The organism is Acinetobacter sp. CE-15 (assembly GCF_051059255.1).
Lineage (GTDB): Bacteria > Pseudomonadota > Gammaproteobacteria > Pseudomonadales > Moraxellaceae > Acinetobacter > Acinetobacter guillouiae.
The window spans coordinates 3,010,657-3,032,877 of sequence record NZ_CP192737.1 but is presented as its reverse complement, the minus strand read 5'-3'; the positions used below and the strand labels follow the sequence as shown (position 1 = coordinate 3,032,877).

Annotated in this window: 21 protein-coding genes; 14 read left to right on the top strand and 7 right to left on the bottom strand. The window is 41.1% G+C overall.

Going from position 1 to position 22,221, the window contains the following annotated elements:
* Nucleotides 1–191 precede the first annotated feature (191 nt).
* Entirely contained in the window at nucleotides 192–890 is a 699-nt protein-coding gene (locus ACQ7EO_RS14015; RefSeq protein WP_434279620.1) for a DUF1826 domain-containing protein, read from the bottom strand.
* A 594-nt stretch (nucleotides 891–1,484) separates the two neighbouring features.
* Between ACQ7EO_RS14015 and ACQ7EO_RS14010 the strand changes: the two genes are divergently transcribed.
* The 5 genes from ACQ7EO_RS14010 to ACQ7EO_RS13990 are packed head-to-tail and all read left to right on the top strand — an operon-like array spanning nucleotide 1,485 to nucleotide 6,397.
* Nucleotides 1,485–2,732 (top strand): dienelactone hydrolase family protein, encoded by a 1,248-nt coding sequence (locus ACQ7EO_RS14010; protein WP_434277728.1) that lies wholly within the window; start codon nucleotides 1,485–1,487, stop codon nucleotides 2,730–2,732.
* 16 nt (nucleotides 2,733–2,748) lie between these two features.
* Entirely contained in the window at nucleotides 2,749–3,540 is a 792-nt protein-coding gene (locus ACQ7EO_RS14005; RefSeq protein WP_434277727.1) for an SDR family oxidoreductase, read from the top strand.
* A gap of 55 nt (nucleotides 3,541–3,595) precedes the next feature.
* Complete coding sequence (locus ACQ7EO_RS14000; protein WP_434277725.1) at nucleotides 3,596–4,834, top strand: styrene monooxygenase/indole monooxygenase family protein; 1,239 nt, start codon at nucleotides 3,596–3,598, stop codon at nucleotides 4,832–4,834.
* A 28-nt stretch (nucleotides 4,835–4,862) separates the two neighbouring features.
* Nucleotides 4,863–5,399 carry a flavin reductase family protein gene (locus ACQ7EO_RS13995; RefSeq protein ID WP_004721623.1) on the top strand — a complete coding sequence of 179 codons (537 nt, stop codon included), beginning with the start codon at nucleotides 4,863–4,865 and terminating at the stop codon, nucleotides 5,397–5,399.
* Between the two features lie 50 nt (nucleotides 5,400–5,449).
* Nucleotides 5,450–6,397, top strand: coding sequence for a SphA family protein (locus tag ACQ7EO_RS13990; RefSeq protein WP_434277723.1), 948 nt, complete (start codon nucleotides 5,450–5,452; stop codon nucleotides 6,395–6,397).
* A gap of 117 nt (nucleotides 6,398–6,514) precedes the next feature.
* Here the strand turns inward: ACQ7EO_RS13990 and ACQ7EO_RS13985 are convergent, their stop codons facing one another.
* From ACQ7EO_RS13985 to ACQ7EO_RS13965, 5 genes are all read right to left on the bottom strand, one after another.
* Nucleotides 6,515–7,573, bottom strand: coding sequence for an AraC family transcriptional regulator (locus ACQ7EO_RS13985; protein ID WP_004721620.1), 1,059 nt, complete (start codon nucleotides 7,571–7,573; stop codon nucleotides 6,515–6,517).
* A gap of 581 nt (nucleotides 7,574–8,154) precedes the next feature.
* On the bottom strand, nucleotides 8,155–9,186 hold the full coding sequence (antC, locus tag ACQ7EO_RS13980; RefSeq protein WP_434277721.1) for an anthranilate 1,2-dioxygenase electron transfer component AntC: 1,032 nt from the start codon (nucleotides 9,184–9,186) through the stop codon (nucleotides 8,155–8,157).
* Nucleotides 9,187–9,197: 11 nt separating this feature from the next.
* Nucleotides 9,198–9,689, bottom strand: coding sequence for an anthranilate 1,2-dioxygenase small subunit (gene antB, locus ACQ7EO_RS13975; protein WP_434277719.1), 492 nt, complete (start codon nucleotides 9,687–9,689; stop codon nucleotides 9,198–9,200).
* Between the two features lie 2 nt (nucleotides 9,690–9,691).
* Nucleotides 9,692–11,107 carry an anthranilate 1,2-dioxygenase large subunit gene (gene antA, locus ACQ7EO_RS13970; protein ID WP_434277717.1) on the bottom strand — a complete coding sequence of 472 codons (1,416 nt, stop codon included), beginning with the start codon at nucleotides 11,105–11,107 and terminating at the stop codon, nucleotides 9,692–9,694.
* Between the two features lie 389 nt (nucleotides 11,108–11,496).
* Complete coding sequence (locus ACQ7EO_RS13965) at nucleotides 11,497–11,889, bottom strand: hypothetical protein (RefSeq protein WP_004820393.1); 393 nt, start codon at nucleotides 11,887–11,889, stop codon at nucleotides 11,497–11,499.
* A 362-nt stretch (nucleotides 11,890–12,251) separates the two neighbouring features.
* Between ACQ7EO_RS13965 and ACQ7EO_RS13960 the strand changes: the two genes are divergently transcribed.
* From ACQ7EO_RS13960 to ACQ7EO_RS13945, 4 genes are all read left to right on the top strand, one after another.
* Nucleotides 12,252–13,595, top strand: a complete 1,344-nt coding sequence (locus ACQ7EO_RS13960; RefSeq protein ID WP_434277715.1) for a spinster family MFS transporter — start codon at nucleotides 12,252–12,254, stop codon at nucleotides 13,593–13,595.
* A gap of 90 nt (nucleotides 13,596–13,685) precedes the next feature.
* A complete protein-coding gene (locus tag ACQ7EO_RS13955; protein ID WP_434277714.1) occupies nucleotides 13,686–14,687 on the top strand; it encodes a helix-turn-helix domain-containing protein in 1,002 nt (333 codons plus the stop codon).
* Between the two features lie 83 nt (nucleotides 14,688–14,770).
* Nucleotides 14,771–15,877, top strand: a complete 1,107-nt coding sequence (locus tag ACQ7EO_RS13950; RefSeq protein ID WP_434279619.1) for an NAD/NADP octopine/nopaline dehydrogenase family protein — start codon at nucleotides 14,771–14,773, stop codon at nucleotides 15,875–15,877.
* A gap of 1 nt (nucleotide 15,878) precedes the next feature.
* Entirely contained in the window at nucleotides 15,879–16,874 is a 996-nt protein-coding gene (locus ACQ7EO_RS13945; RefSeq protein ID WP_434277713.1) for a 3-hydroxybutyryl-CoA dehydrogenase, read from the top strand.
* A gap of 54 nt (nucleotides 16,875–16,928) precedes the next feature.
* On the opposite strand, the gene ACQ7EO_RS13940 is transcribed toward ACQ7EO_RS13945, so the two are convergent.
* Nucleotides 16,929–17,396 (bottom strand): MarR family winged helix-turn-helix transcriptional regulator, encoded by a 468-nt coding sequence (locus tag ACQ7EO_RS13940; RefSeq protein WP_004721604.1) that lies wholly within the window; start codon nucleotides 17,394–17,396, stop codon nucleotides 16,929–16,931.
* Nucleotides 17,397–17,543: 147 nt separating this feature from the next.
* Between ACQ7EO_RS13940 and ACQ7EO_RS13935 the strand changes: the two genes are divergently transcribed.
* The 5 genes from ACQ7EO_RS13935 to ACQ7EO_RS13915 are packed head-to-tail and all read left to right on the top strand — an operon-like array spanning nucleotide 17,544 to nucleotide 22,216.
* A complete protein-coding gene (locus ACQ7EO_RS13935) occupies nucleotides 17,544–18,656 on the top strand; it encodes an amidase (RefSeq protein WP_434277711.1) in 1,113 nt (370 codons plus the stop codon).
* Nucleotides 18,657–18,674: 18 nt separating this feature from the next.
* A complete protein-coding gene (locus ACQ7EO_RS13930) occupies nucleotides 18,675–19,841 on the top strand; it encodes an acyl-CoA dehydrogenase family protein (RefSeq protein WP_105714294.1) in 1,167 nt (388 codons plus the stop codon).
* A 43-nt stretch (nucleotides 19,842–19,884) separates the two neighbouring features.
* Nucleotides 19,885–20,412 (top strand): nuclear transport factor 2 family protein, encoded by a 528-nt coding sequence (locus ACQ7EO_RS13925; RefSeq protein WP_154130239.1) that lies wholly within the window; start codon nucleotides 19,885–19,887, stop codon nucleotides 20,410–20,412.
* Between the two features lie 30 nt (nucleotides 20,413–20,442).
* Complete coding sequence (locus tag ACQ7EO_RS13920; RefSeq protein WP_434277708.1) at nucleotides 20,443–21,720, top strand: aromatic ring-hydroxylating oxygenase subunit alpha; 1,278 nt, start codon at nucleotides 20,443–20,445, stop codon at nucleotides 21,718–21,720.
* Nucleotides 21,721–21,730: 10 nt separating this feature from the next.
* Nucleotides 21,731–22,216: an aromatic-ring-hydroxylating dioxygenase subunit beta gene (locus ACQ7EO_RS13915; RefSeq protein ID WP_004721595.1), complete on the top strand. Its 486-nt coding sequence runs from the start codon at nucleotides 21,731–21,733 to the stop codon at nucleotides 22,214–22,216.
* The last annotated feature ends 5 nt before the right edge of the window (nucleotides 22,217–22,221 follow it).

Here is a 22,221-nt window from a genome sequence, read left to right as displayed (position 1 = left end):
ACCTGATTCTTTCCAAAATTGGAAAGCGTTTAATAAACTACTTTAGTCTCTTGCTTAAAGTGCGAGTCGTTGATTCTTTTAAAATGGAATTACACAGCATTATTTACAAGCGCGTGCTTTGATCATTCTTTTTAGGCTTGTCATCTCAAGAGGCAATTTTTCTCTACTTATTCGCTGTATTGGGGCATGATCTAACAAATTAATAACAACCTATACTCGCCATCCTTTTCAACGGGCGCTCGATGAACGCAAGGTAAAACCTGTTGTGTTGGATGATCTACCGCTAAGCGCCAAAGATGTCCTGAGCCTAAATTTACAGGTTCTGAGTTGGGTTTCGGCTGGTAATGCAGATCAAAAAAATACTCTTGCAGAAAGGTTTCAAATTCTGCTTCAGGACCGTCATGTAATGCTTTAAGCTTTTCCCTGATTTCTGGGATCAAAATCTTTTGTTCCACTTGATCATTGGAGATGATGTCACTGGCAGCGCCATGATAGGTACATAAAAAAGTATCTGTTTCAATGGGCGAACGATCAACATGATACGAATATACATCTGTAGAAATGAAATCCAGATCTTGATCCCGTTCATAATGTTTAAGTAAATTCAGTGAAGGTGATGCACCGAAATCAGTTAGAAGCTGTATATCCCTTAAGATGACATCTCTTGCCAAAATGCCTTTTTCTGAAAGTTGTAGTGCTAAAAGATCTTCAGTGGAAACTTCGGTAATATTTTCTTTTAACTCAAGTTTAGACACAATTTCTTTAAAATCACCCAGCAAATCTCTATTCCAACAAATGGCATTTATCTCGCCTTGAAATGTCGTATTTACAAGTTCAGAAAAAGTCGTTACTACACGAACTTGATTGTTGTCAGAAAATGCAGGGTGCATATTAGAATTTAATAAATCAGAAACCATGTCTAATATATTCACTCAGCTTGGTAGAATCAGCTTTATAGAAGTTGGACGAATCGCACAGAAGCGTGCATTACATGTAGCGTTAGACATAGCTTACTGAACAACAGGGTATTGTTGCAATGTATTGCTAAGTGAGATGGACTTTAACAATGGCTTTTATTGAGAACTTTTGCAAAATTGCAGATTTACTTATTTAACTATGGCTTATTGATGTGGTGAGCAAAATCTTGTTTAAGATAATGTTGTTCAGAATAGTAGATGACAAGATATTTATAAAAAGTGGCAATCGGCTTCTATCATAAGTCCTTATTAAAACCATAATTCAACATAAAAGCCCTCTCATCCTCGCCTCAGCCCAAAGGCAATTTCAATATCAAAATGATTCGCTCAATATGCTCATTTTTTTTATGAAAAAAATCTAATGATTTCTAAAATAAATTTTATGCAATGAATTTTCATCTTTCACAGTATTCCGCACTGATTGGATAATCCTCGCAGATTTTGGACAGACGTTAAATACCTTTCACAGACATGATAACGCTAACGGTTAGGTCTGGAGTGGATGAAATGTCAGGTCAATATATTGAAGTAAAAACACAAACAGGAAAGTCATTTGCTGGGTATTTGGCAATTGCAGAGGGCGGAAAAGGGCCTGGAATTGTACTGTGTCAAGAAATTTTTGGTGTGAATGCAGCAATGCGTATCAAGGCTGATTTTTTGGCTGAGGAAGGTTATACCGTATTGGTACCAGATTTATTCTGGCGGACTGCACCCCGCATTGAACTGGGTTATACCGAGCAAGATTTTCAAAAAGCCTTCGAGCTTTATCAACACTATGATGAAGATCAAGGTGTAGAAGATATTCAAGATAGCTTAAATTTTCTCAAAACTTTAGAGAGTTGCGATGCCAGTGCAGGATTAGGTGTCGTTGGGTATTGTCTGGGTGGAAAACTGGCGTATCTGGCAGGTTGTCGTATTCCTGAAGTGGCCTGTGCTGTGGGGTATTACGGGGTAGGAATCGAGAAGACACTCAATGAACTTGAAAATGCCAAAGGTCGTGTAGTTTTACATATTGCTGAATTAGACAAGTTTACACCGCCAGAGGCACGCCAAAAGATATTGGATGCTGTCGCCCAATATAGCAATGTTCAGGCTTATGTCTATGAGGGTGTAGATCATGCCTTTGCCCGACCAAACAGCGAACATTATCACAAACCTTCCGCACGTTTTGCTCATGAACGCAGTATTACCGCACTGCATCAAAGTATCGGACCAGTCTATGATTTGGTTGCACTTTGGGAAGCGCATATCCGTTATGAATTTGATACACGCGATGTACCTGCCACTATGGCAACCATGGTGGCGCAACCCTATGTTAATCATATTCCAACATTGACAGGCGGTGTGGGATATAGCCAACTTGCCCGCTTTTATCAATATCACTTCGTTCATCAAAATCCAAAAGATATGAAGATTACATCGATCTCCCGCACTGTCGGTTCAACACAGGTGGTGGATGAATTCATTATGAGTTTTACCCATGACAGTGAAATTGACTGGTTACTGCCGGGTGTCGCGCCAACAGGAAAGTATGTTGAGATTCCAATGTTGGGTGTGATTCAGTTTCGTGGCCCAAAACTCTGCCATGAACATATCTACTGGGATCAGGCATCTGTTCTGGTTCAAATTGGATTACTCAATCCTAAAGGACTACCTGTTGCTGGTGTAGAAACTGCTCAAAAACTACTGGATGAAGATTTGCCATCCAATACCCTCATGCCGTCTTGGTCAAGCAGCGAAGGCAAATCGTTTTAACTATCAGGAGTGGAATATGGATATTCAATTGAATCAGAAAATCGCTGTGGTCAGTGGCGGTGCAACCCTGATTGGTCAGGCCGTGGTTCGAGCACTGGTCGATGCAGGTGCAAAAGTCATTATTCTGGATATTGACCAACAAGGACAGCAAGTGGCAGATGCCATGCACGGGCAGGCGCAATTTATTCAAACTGATTTAAGCAGTGATGTGGCGATTGTAAACGCAGTGAAAACAATTCACGACAGCTTTGGCAAAGTTGATTATTTGGTCAATCTGGCCTGTACCTATCTGGATGATGGCTTTAAATCCTCACGTGAAGACTGGTTACAAGCATTGAATATTAATCTGCTTTCAGCCGTCGAACTGACCCGTGCGTTTTATGAGGATTTAAAAACCAAGCATGGTGCGATTGTCAATTTTACCTCGATCTCCGCCAAATTTGCACAAACAGGACGTTGGCTTTATCCCGTTTCAAAAGCAGCGATGCGACAACTCACCCAGTCCATGGCGATGGATTTTGCAGCAGATGGGGTGCGGGTTAATTCGGTATCACCTGGTTGGACATGGTCACGGGTGATTGCCGATATCAGTGGCAATAACCGAAGCAAAGCTGATGCCGTAGCAGCTGACTACCATTTACTGGGACGTCTAGGTCATCCCGAAGAGGTGGCCAATGTGGTGCTGTTTTTACTCTCGCCAGCCGCAAGTTTTGTGACAGGCGCAGATTATGCCGTCGATGGTGGTTACTCCGTCATGGGGCCTGAAGGGAATCAACCAGCTATTCCACGTTTAGCCGATGAAGCGTGATAGCAAATCAAACATTTAAAACACTCAATGAATTAAAAAATATGGGAGAACCATGATGCGTCGTATCGCTATAGTAGGAGCGGGTCAATCTGGATTGCAGCTCGGTTTAGGATTATTAGACACAGGTTATGAGGTGACGATTGTCACCAACCGTACTGGTGATGAAATTCGTCAGGGCAAGGTCATGTCGAGTCAGTGTATGTTTCACACAGCCTTGCAAACAGAGCGTGATGTTGGACTTAATTTTTGGGAAGAGCAATGTCCAGCGGTTGAAGGGATTGGATTTACACTGGTCAACCCAGAAACAAAACAGCCTGCCTTTGCATGGAGTGCGCGATTGGAGCGTTATGCACAATCGGTAGATCAGCGCGTCAAGATGCCGTACTGGATGGAAATGTTTGAGCGTCGTGGCGGTCAGTTGATTATTCAAGATGTTGGAATAGAGGAACTGGAACAGCTCACTGCTGAATATGAGCTGGTCTTACTGGCCGCAGGTAAGGGGGAAGTGGTTAAACAGTTCGAGCGTGATGAAGCGCGTAGTTGTTTTGATAAGCCACAACGCGCGCTTGCTTTGACCTATGTGACAGGTATGAAGCAGATGTCACCGTATTCTCGGGTGACTTTTAACGTGATTCCAGAAGTGGGTGAATATTTCTGTTTTCCTGCGCTTACAGTTACAGGTGCTTGTGAAATTATGGTGTTTGAAGGCATTCCTGGTGGGCCGATGGATTGCTGGCAAGATGCAAAAACACCAGAACTGCATTTGCAAATGAGTAAAGATATTTTAAACAAATATGTGCCTTGGGAAGCAGCACGTTGTGAAAATATTGAATTAACCGACGCTGGTGGCTATCTGTCTGGACGTTTTCCACCGGGAGTGCGTAAACCGATATTAACCCTGCCATCTGGTCGTAAAGTTTTTGGTATGGCCGATGCGTTAGTGGTGAACGACCCAATCACTGGGCAAGGTTCAAACAATGCTGCCAAGTGTAGCAAAATTTATTTCGATGCCATTTTAGCGCATGACAATCAAACATTTACAGATGAATGGATGCAACAGACATTTGAACGTTATTGGGTATATGCCGAAAAAGTCGTGGCTTGGACCAACAGTTTATTGTTGCCTCCACAACCGCACATGATTGAGCTTTTGGCGGCGGCTGAGCAGAACCATGCCATTGCTTCGAGTATTGCCAATAATTTTGATAATCCACGCAATTTTGCTCCATGGTGGTTTGATCCAGAACAGGCGCAACGTTTTATCGAATCGAAAAGCTGTCAAAAAGTGGCTTAACAGGGAAGCAAAGTCAAAGGTGAATGGTATGAATATCAACACATCGCAGGAACTGGATTTAAAACCGATTGATACGGAAAATCCAAGAGAAATCCGCAACCTGTTAGGGCAGTTTGCTACAGGGGTTACGGTGATTACAACCCGTGGACGAGATGGACGAAAAATTGGGATGACAGCCAACTCGTTTTCTTCACTGTCACTCGATCCGCCGCTGATTTTGTGGAGTTTGTCAAAGACTGCACCAAGTTTATTGGATTTTACTGAGGCCGAATATTTTGCGATTCATATGCTGGCACAAGAACATCACTCACTTTCAGGGCATTTTGCCCGTGGTTCAGAGGATAAGTTTGCCAACATTGCACATCGTGAGTGTGAGCGCGGTTTACCGTTACTAGAAGATGTATTGGCAACATTGGTATGTAAAAACGTAAATCAATATGAAGGGGGGGATCATCTGATTTTTATTGGTCAGATTGAACATTATCAACATCGTATTGGTGAGCCTTTGGTGTTTCATGCGGGCAAGTATCGTATTGCTGCAGCGCATCCAGAACTGAGTATTTAACAGCAACAATCACGATCAATTTTGATCGTGATTTTTTTCGGGGATCGAAAATGAAAAATAATGTGATCAAAAGAGGTTTTCTTGCTGGAACAGTGGTCTTAACAGCGGTTGCAGCACAGGCATATGACTTGCCGACAGTGAATCTGGGCATGACCAGTTTTCTGGATGGTGGACTGCCTGCTGGGCCGGGGTGGTATTCTCAAACGTATCTGCAAAATTATGATTCGAACAAGTTAAAAGACAATCAAGCTCATCGGTTAGCTTTACCCAAGACCGACTTAAATTATCAAGTCATTGTTGAACAAGTTAGTTATCTGTCCGATGTGCGTGTAGGTGAACACGCATCGTTAGGATTGAATGTGCTGATTCCATTTGTCAGTAAAATGGATATGGATGATGGTTTAAATAATGCCGCGATTAAAGCCCAAGGGGGTTTTGGTGATCTGATGATTGGGCCATTTATCCAGTTTGACCCAGTCATGGGCAAAGATGGGCCCAAATTCGTACAACGTTTTGAATTTCAGGTCAATTTACCGACAGGGAAATATGATCAGAATAAAAATATTAATCCGGGCAATAATGCCGTCTCATTTGATCCATACTGGGCAGCAACTTATTGGTTTAATCCAAAGTGGACGGTTTCTACACGTCTGCACTATTTGTACAATTTTAAAAATGATGATCCAAATTATAGCTTCGGTCTTGCAGATGATATTCAGGCAGGGCAAGCGATCCATGCCAATTTTGCAATCGACTATGCGCTTACACCACAATTACGCTTAGGGATCAATGGTTACTGGCTCAAGCAAATTACTGACACGGAAGTAGAGGGTGAAAAATTAACAGGCACACGTGAACAAGTGTGGGCGATTGGACCGGGAGCGATGTATAGCTTTTCTAAACATGATCATATCGTGACAAATGCCTATTTTGAACAGGATGCAAAAAATCGTCCTGAAGGAACTCGTTTGCAATTACGCTATATTCATCACTTCTAATTTGAAACGCTATGGCAACATACTGACAGATATACTTGACCTATTTAGATACGTCTAAATAGGTTTTTTAATTTTTTATAATGAATAAAATCTCTTTAACTAAAAATCATCGGTTGCTTAAGAATACGGCTTAAACCTAAGATCTTGCTGTTCAAGGGTGCTACGGCGTGTACAAGAGGGCAATTCACCATAACGACGTTTATATTCCTGAGAAAAACGCCCAAGATGACTAAAGCCCCATTTAAACGCGACATCTGTGACTGAGACATGCTCATTTTGTAGCAGTTCCATATGCGCTTGTTCAAAACGCAACTCTTTTAAATATGACATTGGCGTGGTGTTTAAAAAGCTTTTAAATCCTGCAAACAAGGTACGTACGCTTACGCCTGCCTGTTCAGCCAGTTGTTCAATGGTTAAATTTGCGTGTAGATTTTCACGCATATAGGCTTCAGTACGTTTGACAAAATAAGGTGAAATGGCTTTTTCTCGGTACTGATCGATTTGATGCAATAAGCTGTTGGCTTGGCCGTAAATCAGGGCATTAAATAGACTGGATTCAAACTGCTTAAATGCCATTGGGTGATGCAAAGGATGCTGTTCACAAGCAAGCGCATCCATCAATGTACGCATCAATTGGAAAAAATAAGCACCGCCTTGGGTAGAAAGATCAAGCTTGGGTTCAAATATAGGAGGGTGCTGCTGTGCGTCTGGAAGATGCTGGCGGCAGTGCTGTAAAAGGTCATCTTTATCAATTTTGAGAATCAGCTGTGGGGAGTTGGCATGCCAGCGCATTTTTAGCGATTGTTCGGGTGAAATTAGAGAGGCAACTTGCGGATAAGAAATAAATTTTTGTTGATTCATTTCAATTTCTGCATATCCCTGTGTTGGGATTTGAATCAGATAAAATTTTTCTAAATGGTCAGGTTCAATATAGACATCGGCACTGTATTCAAGACGACTGATGGATAATCGTCCTGCTTTAAGATGGTGCATGGATGAGTGAAAATCGTTTTGTTGTTGTACGATTTTTAATAGATGTGGCTTGAAGATTTGCCCAACACTTTTGCAGGTTTCGCCCAAGTCTTGATGCTGAAAGACTAAGTTTTGCGATGAAAAAATGGGACATTGCTGTAAATGACGTCCATTGAATTCCATAGTAGGATCGACCTGACTCATAAATATTCCTTTTGGCTGGCTTGTTTATTACAGCTAATCTTTATGTCACATGATGACCTGATTAAAAATGCACTAAACAATACTTAAAACTTTAAGTGGCTGGCAGTGATATAAAGAGTTAAGCAAAAAATAGACCAAGTAAAATACCTCGATACAACATATTTTTAGTCTAGTTTGGCGTGATCAAATCAATAAAAACGTTATGGTATTTTTAAAAAAATAAAGGATAGCGTTGATCATGCTTTGTACTCTTTATATGATCCTATTCCTTAAGATCTATCTCTATGTATAGCAAATCTGACTAAAATGATCAATTTATTTTTAGTTGTTTTTAGTGATGTAACTTATTGAATAATATGATTATATTAAAAACTCTCATATTATTTTAAATATCAGGATATCACAAAACTGAAATATTCAGATGACGTAGAAAAAATATCCAAATTCCATCAATAAATCATCCTATGATTTCGCTATTTAATAAGTTTTGTTGCCCAAATAAGATTTGAATCATCTTGAGCTTAACCCTGCTGTGAGTTGGTGTCATATCTTAAGATATGACACGCATTTTGTTGTTAAAACTAAGTTCTAACTGTATTGCTCTGTAAGAATTTCTCACTGTAAATCGAACAATCTTCGATAGACTGCTCATCTAGCCAAGATTTGACGGCTTCGATCATCGGTGGCGGGCCACATAAGTACATATCGAAGCGTTGTTGTTGAAGTTGTTGTTTATCTAGATGTTGATGGATATAACCTGATTTTCCTTGCCATAGTTCTGAGGCGCTTGAAATGATCGGATGATAACTAAAGTCTTTGATCGTTTCTGCATAGGCGATCAAACGCTTTTGTTCACATAGATCGGCTTCTGTATTGACGCCATAATAGAGTTGCACTGAGGGTTGATTTGGCTGATCAGCAATATTATCGAGCATACCTAAAAAAGCCGATAAGCCTGTACCACCTGCAATAAAGATCAGAGGGCGTTCAGCTTCACGTAGGTAAAAACTACCTAAAGGTGCTTCCATCATCAGACTTTGTCCGATCTGACAACGTTCTCTGAGATAATTACTCATTACACCATCTGGCAGCAGACGAATTAAAAACTGAAGTTGATTGTTGGCATTGGGACGATTGGCAAATGAATAAGAACGCCAATCGTCAGTCTCTGGAATTTGTAAACGTGCATATTGACCTGGTAAAAAATTCAGTTCCTTGTCAAAACTACTGGCATCGAGATGCAAAATCGCGGTGGTTTCTGAAACCAATTCAACAGCAGTAACCACCGTGGTAATTTTTAAAGCTTCACCCGCATTACAGATTTCGGAACTATGATCGAAATAAAAAGCAGCATTAGACTTAACCCGTGTTTGGCAAGCCAGCATTTTACGTTCAGCCAAATCACGTTCGCTTAATGCATCCTCATCGACATATTCTTGTTCATAAATACCCGTTTCACATTTCCCCTGACAGGTTCCACAAACACCTTCACGGCAATCGAGCGGGAGGTGGATTCCTTGACGAACTGCTGCATCTAACAGCAATTCGTCTTCCTGTACCGCGATAAAAAATGTTCTACCATCGGCAAAGTTGAGTGCAACAGAATGACTCATTGTATTTCTCCTTAGACGTGATAGAAATCGAGAACCGAATCTATCTTGTCATTAAGCAATACGCTGTGTTGACGACGAATACGGAAGCTATCTTCAGTTGGACGGAGCAAATAAGTGGCATGACCATAAAAGCATCCTTCAAGGCCCTGACGATTATAAAGCGTGCGCCAGCTTACCTTTGCCTCGACCAAACCATCTTCTTGAGTCTTTACTTGTACATTGTGAATATTATGTTGAGTGCGCGGTAAAGGCATTGCAGAAGCTGCTTTTCCAGTGCGGATACGGAACACACGATCTTCAAGTCCTGAACGATCGGGGTAATAAATATAGGACAAGCCTTGATTGGGATCCTCAACGTAGTGATGGTCATCAATCCATTGTGGGATATGATATTCGCTGTCTTCATCATAGAGTTCGAGATAAGCATCCCAATCATAGCGATCACACAGTTCCGCTTTTTTATAAAGAAATTGAGAAACTGCAAAATGAAGTTCTAGAGACATGGTTACACCTCATCCGTAACAGATTGATTTAAAAAAGTGACTTCTTGCATCTTAAGTGCTTTTTTATTGAGTCCATTGAGGAGCAGGCGTTGCCAGTGACCATGCTGGTTGACATATAGTCCTTCATGAGTAATTTCACGTCCTGTGATCACCGGTTCAATACCAAGGTCTTGTGAATTTTGTGATGGGCCATAATTCCATTGGTGATAACCACGTGAGATATCACTCCAGCGTTCTAAACGCCCCTGAAAGCCTTTTTGTTGTTCGCGGAATTCCACCAGATCATCTGGTGTACCCAATCCTGATACATTGAAAAAGTCTTCAAATTGACGAATACGGTTACGACGTGCCTCCGCTGATTCACCTTTCACACCAATACATTGGCTAATAACTTCAGTTTTATTCCACGCCACTGGGCGGACAATACGCAGTTGTGAACTGATCTGATCCATAAAGAACAGGCTTGGATAAAGGTTGAGGTTACGTAAACGATGCATGGCCCATTTAGCGCATTTTTCCCCAAATCTTTCCAGTAGATAAGGCATCACCACATCATAACCAGGACGTACTGCTGAATTTGGCATATCGCTAAACAGCACACTATGCCCATTTTTAAAGCTAAACCAGCCATCGTCAGTTTCGGCATCACCCGCACCTAATTTACTGTAATCGAGTGTGTCGAGTTCACTGCCATTGGCTGCGTTGACTTGCTGGCGATGTTGAACGGTGGAAACATAGTTATAATGCACGGTACTAACGTGATAGCCATCCAGACCATTTTCATTTTGTAGTTTCCAGTTGCCTGCAAAAGTATAAGCAGATTTACCTTGTAATACTTCAAGCTCACCTGTTGGTGATTGATCAACCATCAAGTCAAGAAACACTTTAGTATCACCTAAAAAGTCTTCTAGTGAATCTGTGGCCTGAGTATCCAGACTGACAAAAACAAATCCACGATAGCTGGCAATACGGCCTTGTTTTAAACCACGGCTGGATTTATCAAAATCTTCACAATATTCATTTGGCGCTTTGACTTTGACTAAACGGCCATCCGACTTATAACACCAAGCATGAAACGGGCAGGTGAATACAGACTGATTGCCTTTGGCCACACGGGTCAAGGTTGCACCACGATGCTCACAGGCATTGACCATGGCATGTAGTTCGCCTTTACCATCACGGCTGATAATGATCGGTTGTCGGCCAATCTGTACTGTAATGAAATCATTGTTATTGGCAATTTCACTTTCATGGCAAGCATAAATCCAGACCTTTTCAAAAATGAGCTCCATTTCGAGATCAAACAGTTCTGGTTCGGTAAACATATCGCGAGCAATCCGATAAACACCATCATTTGGTCGAAAATCGATACAGCTGTGTACAAAATTTTGCCATTCGGCGAGGTTACGTGCAGTCATGGGCTCTTCCTCTGTCCAATCAGTCCTTTGTTTGATTGAACCGCGATTTAAAGAAGGGCTCTATCCAGATTTTCCATGTGTTTATCCACTTTATGCAGATTAAATGCTTAGATACATTTTTGTTGAGGAGATTGCGATAGGATTGTTGAATCAGTTTTACACATAACAAGATGCATACTTTTGAAATGAATAATGTTTTTTAAGTGAGCTTCGCCGTAATTTTGTTTTTAAGTAAAATTTTAATGATGGGGATGAAAATGGACAAAGTGTTTGCGAAAAACGGAGAGCTAAGCTTTAAGTCGCAACTCAATCATTTATATTCTAAATTGATATCTTATTGAACTTAAAGCGTTGCATTGAATAATGGAGTTATTATGACTGACCGCTATTTAAGGTAAAAAAGTCTCCTGTAAGTAACTCCACTGCATTTTTCCTTGAATTTCTTCAATCAGCGCACAAGAACGTCGAACTAGAATTCCTGATTCCTTGGTGTGTTTTTCAGTATAGGTGAGAACAATGCTTTGTTCGCTTTGCATTAAAATTTGTTCATCATAAATTTCGATCTGTAGATCTGGCATCTTGCCCTGATTATTGCTAAACAGACCTTTGACATCGGCTAAGGAAAAGCGCTTTCCAGCTGCACCGACCATCTCAAAATGATCGGAAAAATATTCAATAAGTAGGGGAAGATCTTGTTCTGTATGTTTCCCGTTAAAAATACGTTCAATCAGTACGTGCATGCTATGTATACTTTCAATTGCATCTTGTTTTGACAGCGGCATATCCATTTCCTATGAGAGGTGTATTTTCTATATTATGTAAAAATAAATGTAAAATTCAATATTATTTTAAAATTAAATTTTTAACGTATGTTCCGAGAATGCTCCCAAAAGTAATTTACAATTTAAAAATGTATTATCTTATTGATATATAATATTTTAAATGAAATAAATTTGTTCGAGTTGAGCATTGTGAAGTAAAAGGTATAACTATATACTTAAAATAACATGGAAAATTACATGTAAAAATAACTATAGTGGGTTAAGCTTTTATCAAGAAGGTGGATAGGAAATGGATATTTCCTTAAATACGCGACATCTTCTTAAAGATACTAATCATAAAAATGCATGGACAAGGAAGAAAAATGGATACTCATTCACCAGAGTCAACAGGCTCTCATTCAAATACATATGCATGGTATGTTGTTTCACTTTGCATGTTGGCTTATATATTTTCATTTATAGATCGGCAAATACTGGCACTGATGATTGAACCGATTAAGGCTGATCTAGGTTTGTCAGATACCCAATTTAGTCTATTACATGGTCTCGCCTTTTCGTTGTTTTACGCCTTTATGGGATTGCCACTGGCCTATTTGGCAGACCGATTTTCTCGACCAAAAATTATTGCAGTCGGGGTAGTGTTTTGGAGCATTGCAACGGCATTCTGTGGCTTAAGTAAAAACTTTATTCAACTGTTTTTAAGCCGTATGGGGGTTGGAGTGGGCGAAGCTGCTTTATCTCCTGCGGCGTATTCAATGTTTAGTGATATGTTCAGTAAGGACAAATTAGGCCGTGCTGTTGCAGTATATTCAATTGGTTCATTTGTCGGTGGAGGGATTGCTTTTCTGGTCGGTGGTTATGTGATTGGCTTGCTTAAAAATATGGATACCATTCAGGTTCCTTTATTTGGTGCATTAAGAGCATGGCAGGCGGCATTTATTATCGTGGGCTTACCTGGGGTGTTTATTGGCTTTCTGGTGTTACTTACAGTGAGAGAACCGCAACGTAAAGGTCAGCGCTTAAATGCACAAGGTCAAGTTGAAAAGACCAGCATGAAAGATGCGTTTAAGTTTATCAAAAAACATAGTCGTACTTTTACTTGCCATTATTTAGGTTTTACTTTCTATGCAATGGCGCTGTATTGCTTGATTAGTTGGTCACCAGCATTTTACATGCGTAAGTTTGGCCTTACACCGACAGAAGCAGGCTATATGCTAGGCACGGTGTTATTGGTGGCAAATATTCTTGGCGTATTCTGTGCAGGCTGGCTCAATGACTGGTTTATTCAAAAAGGACGTAAGGACGCGCCAATGATTACCGGTGTGATTGGAATTGTGGGATTAATTTTACCAATTATGGTGTTTACCCAAGTCAATGAGCTGTGGCTTTCTGTGGTATTTCTGGTCCCTGCCATGTTTTTTGCCTCTTTCCCAATGCCAATTTCAACCACAGCAATGCAAATGCTGGCACCGAATCAGTTGCGCGCACAAATCTCAGCTGTATTTTTGCTGATCAGTAATTTGGTTGCGGTTGGAATCGGTACCACGTTGGTGGCATTGATTACAGATAAAATCTTTGAAAATCCACTGATGGTGGGGATGTCTTTGTCTATCGTGGGTACGATTTCATGTGTGTTGGCATTTATCTTATTGAAAAAGGGCTGTAAGGCATTTAGTGCCAGTATGCAGCAGGAACATGCCTCTTAATTTAATGGTGTTCTCAATCAGTCACAACGCCCATTCTTTGTAATGGGCTTTGTGACTTGTTTGGTCAATCCATAATCAGGGAGTGAAAGGATGGAACAGTTTTTCAAGTTGGATTATCTAAATGAGCTGCTGTTGTTTAAATCGGATGATTATCAAACCATTAAAGATCAGGTCAGCTATTATTTAAGCCCTCATCGTTTTGAGGTGGAAGTGCGTGAACCGCTAAATACCCGTTTAAATGGTTTTCGCTTTGGAAATTGTGCCTTGTACGATCTTAAATATAGTGCTCCTGTGATAATCACCATTGATGAGGTTTCTGATTTTTATTTATTTCGTTTGACACTGGAAGGCCAATGCAAAGTCGGTATAGAAGACCAACAGGTGCTACAGTCAGTCGGGATTATGTCGATTACGCATCCGCATACTCAACAGCAAATCCAGACCAATCAGCATTGCCGAAATATTATTTTAAAACTTGCTCAACATGATGTAGAAACCCAATTGTTTAAAATGTTGGGGCATACCAGTCATGAACCGGTTATCTTTGATATGAGCCTGTCCTGTACCGAAGAAGGCATAGACTCGATTATTGAAACCCTCAATTATTTGTGCCATGCCTATTATCATATTCAAAATTGGAGCTTTATCTCTGCGAGTTTTACCCAGTATTTAATTGAACTGATTTTATTAAAGATCCCAAATAACTATAGTGATCAGCTTAATTTGCAAAGACAGCATATTTTGCCCGGCTATCTAAAAAAAGCACAAAAATATATTCAGAATCATTTAGAACAACCGATTTCATTAGCAGATTTAAGTCAGTGTTGTGAGGTGTCGATCCGCACATTACAAAAAGGCTTTAGCCAGTATTTACAACAAACCCCAGTCGAGTATATCCGCGATCAGCGACTTGAACGGGTACATCAGGCTTTACAGCAAGCTCAAACCAATGAAACAGTGACGGATATTGTGCTGCGTCATGGCTTCCAAAGTTTAGGGCATTTTTCTACGCTGTATAAAAAACGTTTTGGGTGTTTGCCTTCTAAAACTTTAAAAATGAGTCCTGTTCAAATGAGTACAATGCTTTCGTAAACTGAACACATGTTGCGTGTTTGGATAAGCCAGCAGGTTATTGCGCTTCTATGATGAATTGAAATAAATCAGGAAGAGCAATGATGAAAATTACAGTTTTAGGTGGCGGTCATGGATGTTATGCAGCTGCGGCAGAAATGGCTGAAAAAGGGCATGAGGTGCTGTTATGGCGCCGTGATTCAGATGCTTTACAACAACTTGCTGCCACTGGGCAATTAAAGATTAAAGATTATCAGGGCGATCGCACTGTGACGGTGGGTTTTGAAAAGAGTCAGATTAATTTGTCTGATGATTTGCAACGCGCCATTGAACATGCTGAGTTGATTATTATTCCATTACCTGCGACCACACATGATGATTTAGCCAGTCAAGCAGCGCCATTTTTTAAAGCAGGGCAAGTGGTGTACTTGCCACCAGCGACATTTGGTAGTTTTATCTTTGCCAAGGCGATGCAACAAGCAGGCAACACTGCGCAAGTGGCATTTGCAGAAACTGGGACTTTGCCTTATTTGGTGCGTAAACATGGGGTGAATCAAATTGTGATTAGTGGTTATGCGACCCGGTTACCCACAGGCGTATTTCCAAGCGTATTGTCACAACAGGCATTTCAAGTGCTTAAGCAGGCTTATCCTAGCGTTGAACCCGTTGAGGACAGCTTAAGTGGGGCATTGATGAATGCTGGCCCCATTATTCATCCACCTCTGATTTTGATGAATGCGGGTCCACTTGAACATTTTGAAGCGTGGGATATTCATAACGAAGGTACTCAACCCTCAATTCGTCGTGTCACCAATCAACTCGATGCGGAACGAATACAAGTACGTGAAGCATTGGGATATGTCGCACCACATTTTCCTTTGGCGGATCATTATAATCATGAAGGTGAGGGTGATGAATGGATGTATGGACGTGGGGCACATGGAAAATTAACCGACAGCGGTGACTGGCGCGAGGATATCGACTTAGATTCACATCGCTATATGTTAGAAGACACTCGTTTAGGATTATCTTTTTTAGTTTCTGTGGGACGTTGGGCTGGTGTTGCAACCCCTGTTGCTGAAGGATTGTTGAATATCGCGTCAGCGGTCACGGGTAAGGATTTATATCAACAAGGACGTACTTTTGAGCGTTTAGGTCTTGCGGATAAAAGCCCAGCAGAACTGCAAGCGATTTTGCAACAAGGAGTCTAAAATGCAGATGATCGAAAAAATTGCGGTGCTTGGTGCTGGACGTATGGGCAAAGCTATTGCGATTGCTTTTGCCTATGCAGGACTAAACGTTGATTTGATTGATGCAAAACAGCGCAGTGAAGCTGAATTTGAACAATATCAAACTCAAATTCGTGCTGATTTACAGCAAGAGTTAAAGTTGCTTGAGAAAATTCAGTTTATTCAAGCGGAGCAGCAAGATTTTATTTTGGATAAGATTGCGATTTTATCTAAACAGGCTGCTACAGGCATATTGCCAAACTGTGCGTTGATCCTTGAGGCTGTACCAGAAGTAAAACAAGCCAAACAAGAAATTTTTGCTTGGCTGGATCAATATCTTTCACAGCAGTGTATTGTGGCTTCGACCACCTCCACATTTTTAGTGACGGATATTGCGCAAATGATTTCGCATCCTGAGCGAGTGGTCAATGCACACTGGCTAAATCCTGCTTATCTCATGCCTTTGGTGGAGTTAAGCCGTTCTGACCAGACCTCAAATGAGGTGTTGTCTCAGCTTAAGCAATTTCTACAGGCGATTGGTAAGGTACCTGTGGTTTGTAATGCCAAGGCGGGCTATATCGTGCCAAGGATTCAGGCATTGGCAATGAATGAAGCGGCACGTATGGTTGAAGATGGAGTCGCTTCGGCAGAAGATATTGATATTGCTATTCGTACTGGTTTTGGTTTGCGTTTTTCTGTTTTAGGCTTATTGGAGTTTATTGATTGGGGCGGTGGCGATATTTTGTATTATGCCTCGCAATATTTGCAAAAAGAGCTGGGTGAGCGTTTTCGTACACCTGAAATTATTGCGGAAAATATGCGGCAGCAGCGTAATGGCCTTCGTGAAAAGCAGGGCTTTTATAATTATGCGGATGTGGATATTCATCAATATAAACAAGATGTTTTGCGGACCTTTTCAGATCGAATTGAAAAAAGTAAGTTAAAACCACCGTTTAATATTTTACAGTCCACAACGTGATGAACTGAACAATTCGCCCATTGCATTCAGCTAATGGGCGTTTATTTACAGCTTTTAGCTTGATGGCATCAAATTGAATAGCTTTTTCAACTGTGCATTTAACTGATGCAATTCTTCATCTTCAAAGGCATTTAAAATCCCAGATAAAGTCACTTGGCTGATTTGATTGATCTGCTCCACTAGTTCTTTGCCTTTGTCTGTGAGCTTGACCATCGAAATACGTTCATCAGACTCTGACGAAAAAACCTGCACAATATCATCTTCAACCAAGCGATAAATGGCTTTGGTTGCTGTGGTCAATTTAAGGGTAGAGAGGTTGGCAATTTCGGTAATACTGGCTTGTTGCAAAGCATTGGTGCTTAAAATGATTTTACGACGTGTATTGTCGATACCTAGTTTTTTTATTGACTTTTCAATAAGTTGTGTATATTTACCATTCACTTGAGAAATCCAAAAGAAAGGATAGCTTTGTAAACTGCTAGGTTCATTATTAGGTAGAAATTGTTCTAAATGAGTAAGCATAGCAAAGTGATAACTTTATAAAGATGAATATTCATCATTATACAAAAATTAAAGAAAAAATCTTTGCTCTTTCTGATAAAAACATCTTGACAATTACATTACTTTTTCCGATATTGGTATTAAGTACAAAAATACATGGAAAAGTGAATGAATATTGTTGTACAAGACGTACAAATAGGACGCGGTGCTTTAAAAGTCATGGTGAAAGATTCCATTGATATTCAAGGTCTAAAGACCATGATCGGAAGCAAAGCCTTGATGGATAAGCCTTCTGCAACAAAAAATGCAGAAGTGGTAGAGCGTATTTTGGCAGCGGATTGCCAAATTACTGCAAAAACCAATCTACATGAGTTAGCTTTTGGAATTACGGGGATCAATCCTTTTTTTGGCACTGCAATCAATCCTCAATATCCTGATCTTATTCCAGGTGGTTCATCAAGTGGGTCTGCTGCTGCCGTAGCCGCAGGTCTGGCTGATTTTACTTTAGGTACCGATACTGGTGGTTCAATTCGTATGCCAGCGGCATGTTGTGGCGTGTATGGTTTTAAGCCGACATTCAATCGCGTCAGTCGTCAAGGGATACATCCAGCCATGAGTTCGCTGGATTGCGTGGGACCATTTGCCGCTTCGGTTGCAATGATTGAAACCGCGATGCAGATAATTGATCCAAGTTTCCATGCTTTGGAAAAATTAGTGCATACGCCGAAACTGGCTTGGCTTGAGGTAAATGCGAACCCAACGGTATTGAACTGTATTCAGCAATTTCTTGCTCAGGTGAATCTGTCAGCTACACCAGTGAAATCTGAATGGTTTGAACCTGCTTATGATGCAGGGATGCAAATCATTAATTATGAAAATTGGCAGGCGTATGGTGAGTTAACCAAAACTGGTTTGCTGGGTGACGATATCCATGCTCGCTTGCTCAAATCTGCGCAAACCACTGCGCAACAAGTAAAAGAGGCGGAAGTGGTCAAAGCACAATTTATCAATGAAATTGATGGCTTATTGGAAAAATATGATGCCGTGTTACTGCCAACCCTTCCGCAAATTCCACCCAAATTAATCGATGCAGAACATATGGTTGCACTGTTGAACTTAACTTCATTGGTGCGTCCATTCAATTTATCTGGTCATCCTGCAATTTCAATACCGCTCAAAACCAGCGAAGGACAACCAGTGGGTTTACAAATCGTGGCGAAACGAAATTCGGATGAGCTGGTGTGTGCAATTGCGAAATATATCGTGGATGCCGCGCAATAAATGACAAGGAGTTGGGTAATGAATAATTTATCGACAAAGGAATTTGTAATGGACACAACAATAACGGAATTAGAAGCACTCTGTCAGGAGATTCGAGAACGTGCTTGTACAGGCGAGTTCGATAACCAAGCGTATGTGAGTCAAGACATCATCGATAAGTTGAAACAGATTGGTGTCTATCGTGCATTGGTACCGAAACGTTTTGGCGGCAATGAATGGTCACCTCAACAGTTTTGTGAGTTGATTGAACGTTTGTCTAAAGCAGATGGATCCGTGGGATGGGTTGCGAGTTTTGGGATGAGCCCTGCCTATTTGGGTAGCCTGCCTGAAGCAACGCTTGAAGAATTATATAAAGAGAGCCCAGATATTGTATTTGCAGCAGGTATTTTTCCACCACAACCCGCAGATTTAAGAGCTGATGGCGTGGTGGTAAAAGGTCGATGGAAATTTTCAAGTGGTTGTATGGGGGCCGATATTATTGGGGTGGGGATTAGTCCACAGGTCAATAACACCACACAAGGTCTCCCTCGTTTAGCAATTATTCCTGCAAAACAAGCGCAAATCGAAATGACTTGGGATACGGTCGGTTTAAAGGGAACAGGCAGTCATGATCTGTTGGTGGATAATGTCTTTGTAAACAATGACTGGACCTTTATCCGTGGTGAACCGTCCAAACTTTCGGAACCTTTTTTTAAATATCCATCACTGTCGTTGGCAACACAGGTGTTAACTGTGGTCGGGATCGGTGTTGCAGCAGCAGCGTTGGAAGAATTCCAAAAGTTAGCGCCAGGGAAATCATCCATTACAGGTGGTGCTGAAATTGCCAGTCGCCCAGTCACCCAATATGAATTTGCCCAAGTCGAAGCTGAGTTTAAAGCAGCACGTGTTTGGTTCTACGACACTATGCAAATCGTTTGGAATGAAATTATTGCAGGTGGTACGCCAACGCCAGAACAGATCAGTGAGATGCGTTTGTCTTGTACCCATGTTGCTCGAGTTTGCGCACGTGTAACGCGCAAAATTCAAATGCTGGCGGGCATGACTGCAATTTATACCCATAACCCATTTAGCCGTTTTGTGAATGATACCAATGTGGTGACTCAGCATGCCTTTATGGGCGATGCCACTTTACAAAATGCCGCTTTGGTGAGCTTTGGTATGCAGCCAGCACCCGGTTATTTATAAGCCGAATTTAAATAATCACGAGATGTCCAAGGATGAATATGACATGAATAGCAAGATGGATTTGACCGTTATCTTACAACGCTTAGAGCAGCTCGAAGCGCAAAACGCGATTCGTAATTGTATTCATCGTTATATGGAAATTTGTGATGGATTAAATGCCAAGACTGACCTCAATGAATTAATGGATTTATTTGATCAGGACAGTATTTGGGAAGGAATTGGTGAGAAATATGCGCAATCTTTTGGTCGCTATGCTTCATGGCAAGCCATTTTTGACATGTTTAAAAGCTATACCCAAGCCGAATCACATTTTGTGATGAATGCGCATTTTGTCAGCTCAGAACAAATTTATATTGCAGGCGATCAGGCCAATGCAAGCTGGTTGATGTTGCAAACCTCGACCTTTCTCAATGGAGATAGCCATTTAAATGCCGCAAAACTCAGTGTGAAATTTAAACAGCAAACCGATGGTCTATGGAAGATCAAACATTTTCAGACTGAAAATATTTTTAGTCGCCCCGTGTCTCACTGGAACAGTACAGCGATATTGCCAGTACCGTCTCAGCAATAAGTTATGGATAAATTGAAAAGGATAATGGATATGAACAGTATTATTCCAATGCAGAATATTAACATTGATTACAGTGAGTTAGTTCAAAGTGATCGTGCACATACCTCTTTATATAAAGATGCGCGTGTCTTTGATGATGAAATGGAAAAGATTTATTACAGCACTTGGGTTTGGGTGGCACATGCCAGCGAAATTCCAGATGGTGGTAGCTATAAAACTATTAATATTGGTAAGCAACCTGTGGTCGTTGTACGTGACCGTAAGAAAAAAGTCCATGTATTGCTCAATCGTTGCCGCCATCGTGCAGCAACGGTATGTGAACATAAAAAAGGCAAAACCAACAGTTTTGTTTGCCCATATCACGGATGGAGCTATGCACTGGATGGTTCATTGCGTGGTGTACCTTCGCCTGAAAGTTACGGTGAGTGTCTGGATAAATCAGAGTTTCCATTGATTAGCCTACGTGTTGAAGAATACAACGGTATGATTTTCGCCACCTTTAAAGATGATATTGAGCCTTTAGCGGATTTCTTGGGCGCTGCGAAAAAATGGATTGATTTGTTTATGAAACAAGGCGCAGGTTATCCAATTAAAGTATTGGGTGAACATCGTTTCCGTTTCCCAGGCAACTGGAAAATCCAGCTGGAAAATACCACCGATGCTTATCATTTCCCCTTGGTACATAAGTCGTTCTTAAGTTCAGTCGATGAGAAGACTGAAGAGCTATTTAACTTTGAAAATCAACCTGGCTATGTTGAAGACTTAGGCAATGGTCACAGTGTCATGGTGATGATTCCTGAGCTGGTGGATTTAGATGAAGCGTTGATGGAACGCCCAATTCAGGAACGTTTTGAAGAGCTTGCTCAAGCGTTACGTGATGAAGGGCATGAAGAACTTGAAGTACGCCGTATTGTACGTGCTGTGGGTGGCTCTGGTTTTAACTTAAACCTGTTCCCGAACATTGCCTGTTCAATGGCGTTCTTCCGTGTTATGCAACCGATTTCAGTCAATGAAACTGAAATTCACCATTCTGTGATCACGATGGATGGTGGTCCACAGATTGCCAATCAATATCGCTTACGTCTACATGAACATTTCCAAGGTCCATTTGGTTTCGGTACGCCTGATGACTCAGAAGCGTGGGAACGTGTGCAACATGGTGCCAATGCTGGTCATGATTTATGGATCATGTTGAACCGTGGTTTACCCGGAGAAGTAAAAACTGAAGATGGCTTAAAGAGCGATGTCAGTGCAGAAACTGGAATGCGCGCTGCTTATCAGCAGTGGAAAAAGATGATGACGGCTTAAGGAGAGTAGCATGAACATGAATTTGCAATTATTAAATGAAGTGACTGCTTTTGTTTGGGCTGAAGCTGACATGTTAGACCACAGTGAATACCGTGAATGGCTCAATCTCTGGAATGAAAAAGGCGTGTATATCATTCCGATTGATCCGACACTCAAGGATTATGAAAATAATTTGAACTATGCCTATGACAACAATCATATGCGTACATTACGGGTCGAACGTTTGGAAAATGGTGAAGCGATTTCGACTGCACCCAAAGCCAATACCGTCCGTAGCGTGTCACGTATCCGTGTCGTAAAAGATGAGGATGGTGAAATCATTTTACGCTGTGCACAAAACCTTCGTGAATTCCGTAAGGAAAGCTTGAAACATTACACCGCAGATGTGATTTTTCATTTGGTTCGTGATCCAGAACAAGGCTTTAAGATCAATCGTAAAATTATCAACTTAGTCAACTCGACCGATACTTTGGCGGGTATTAGTTACATTCTCTAGGAGCG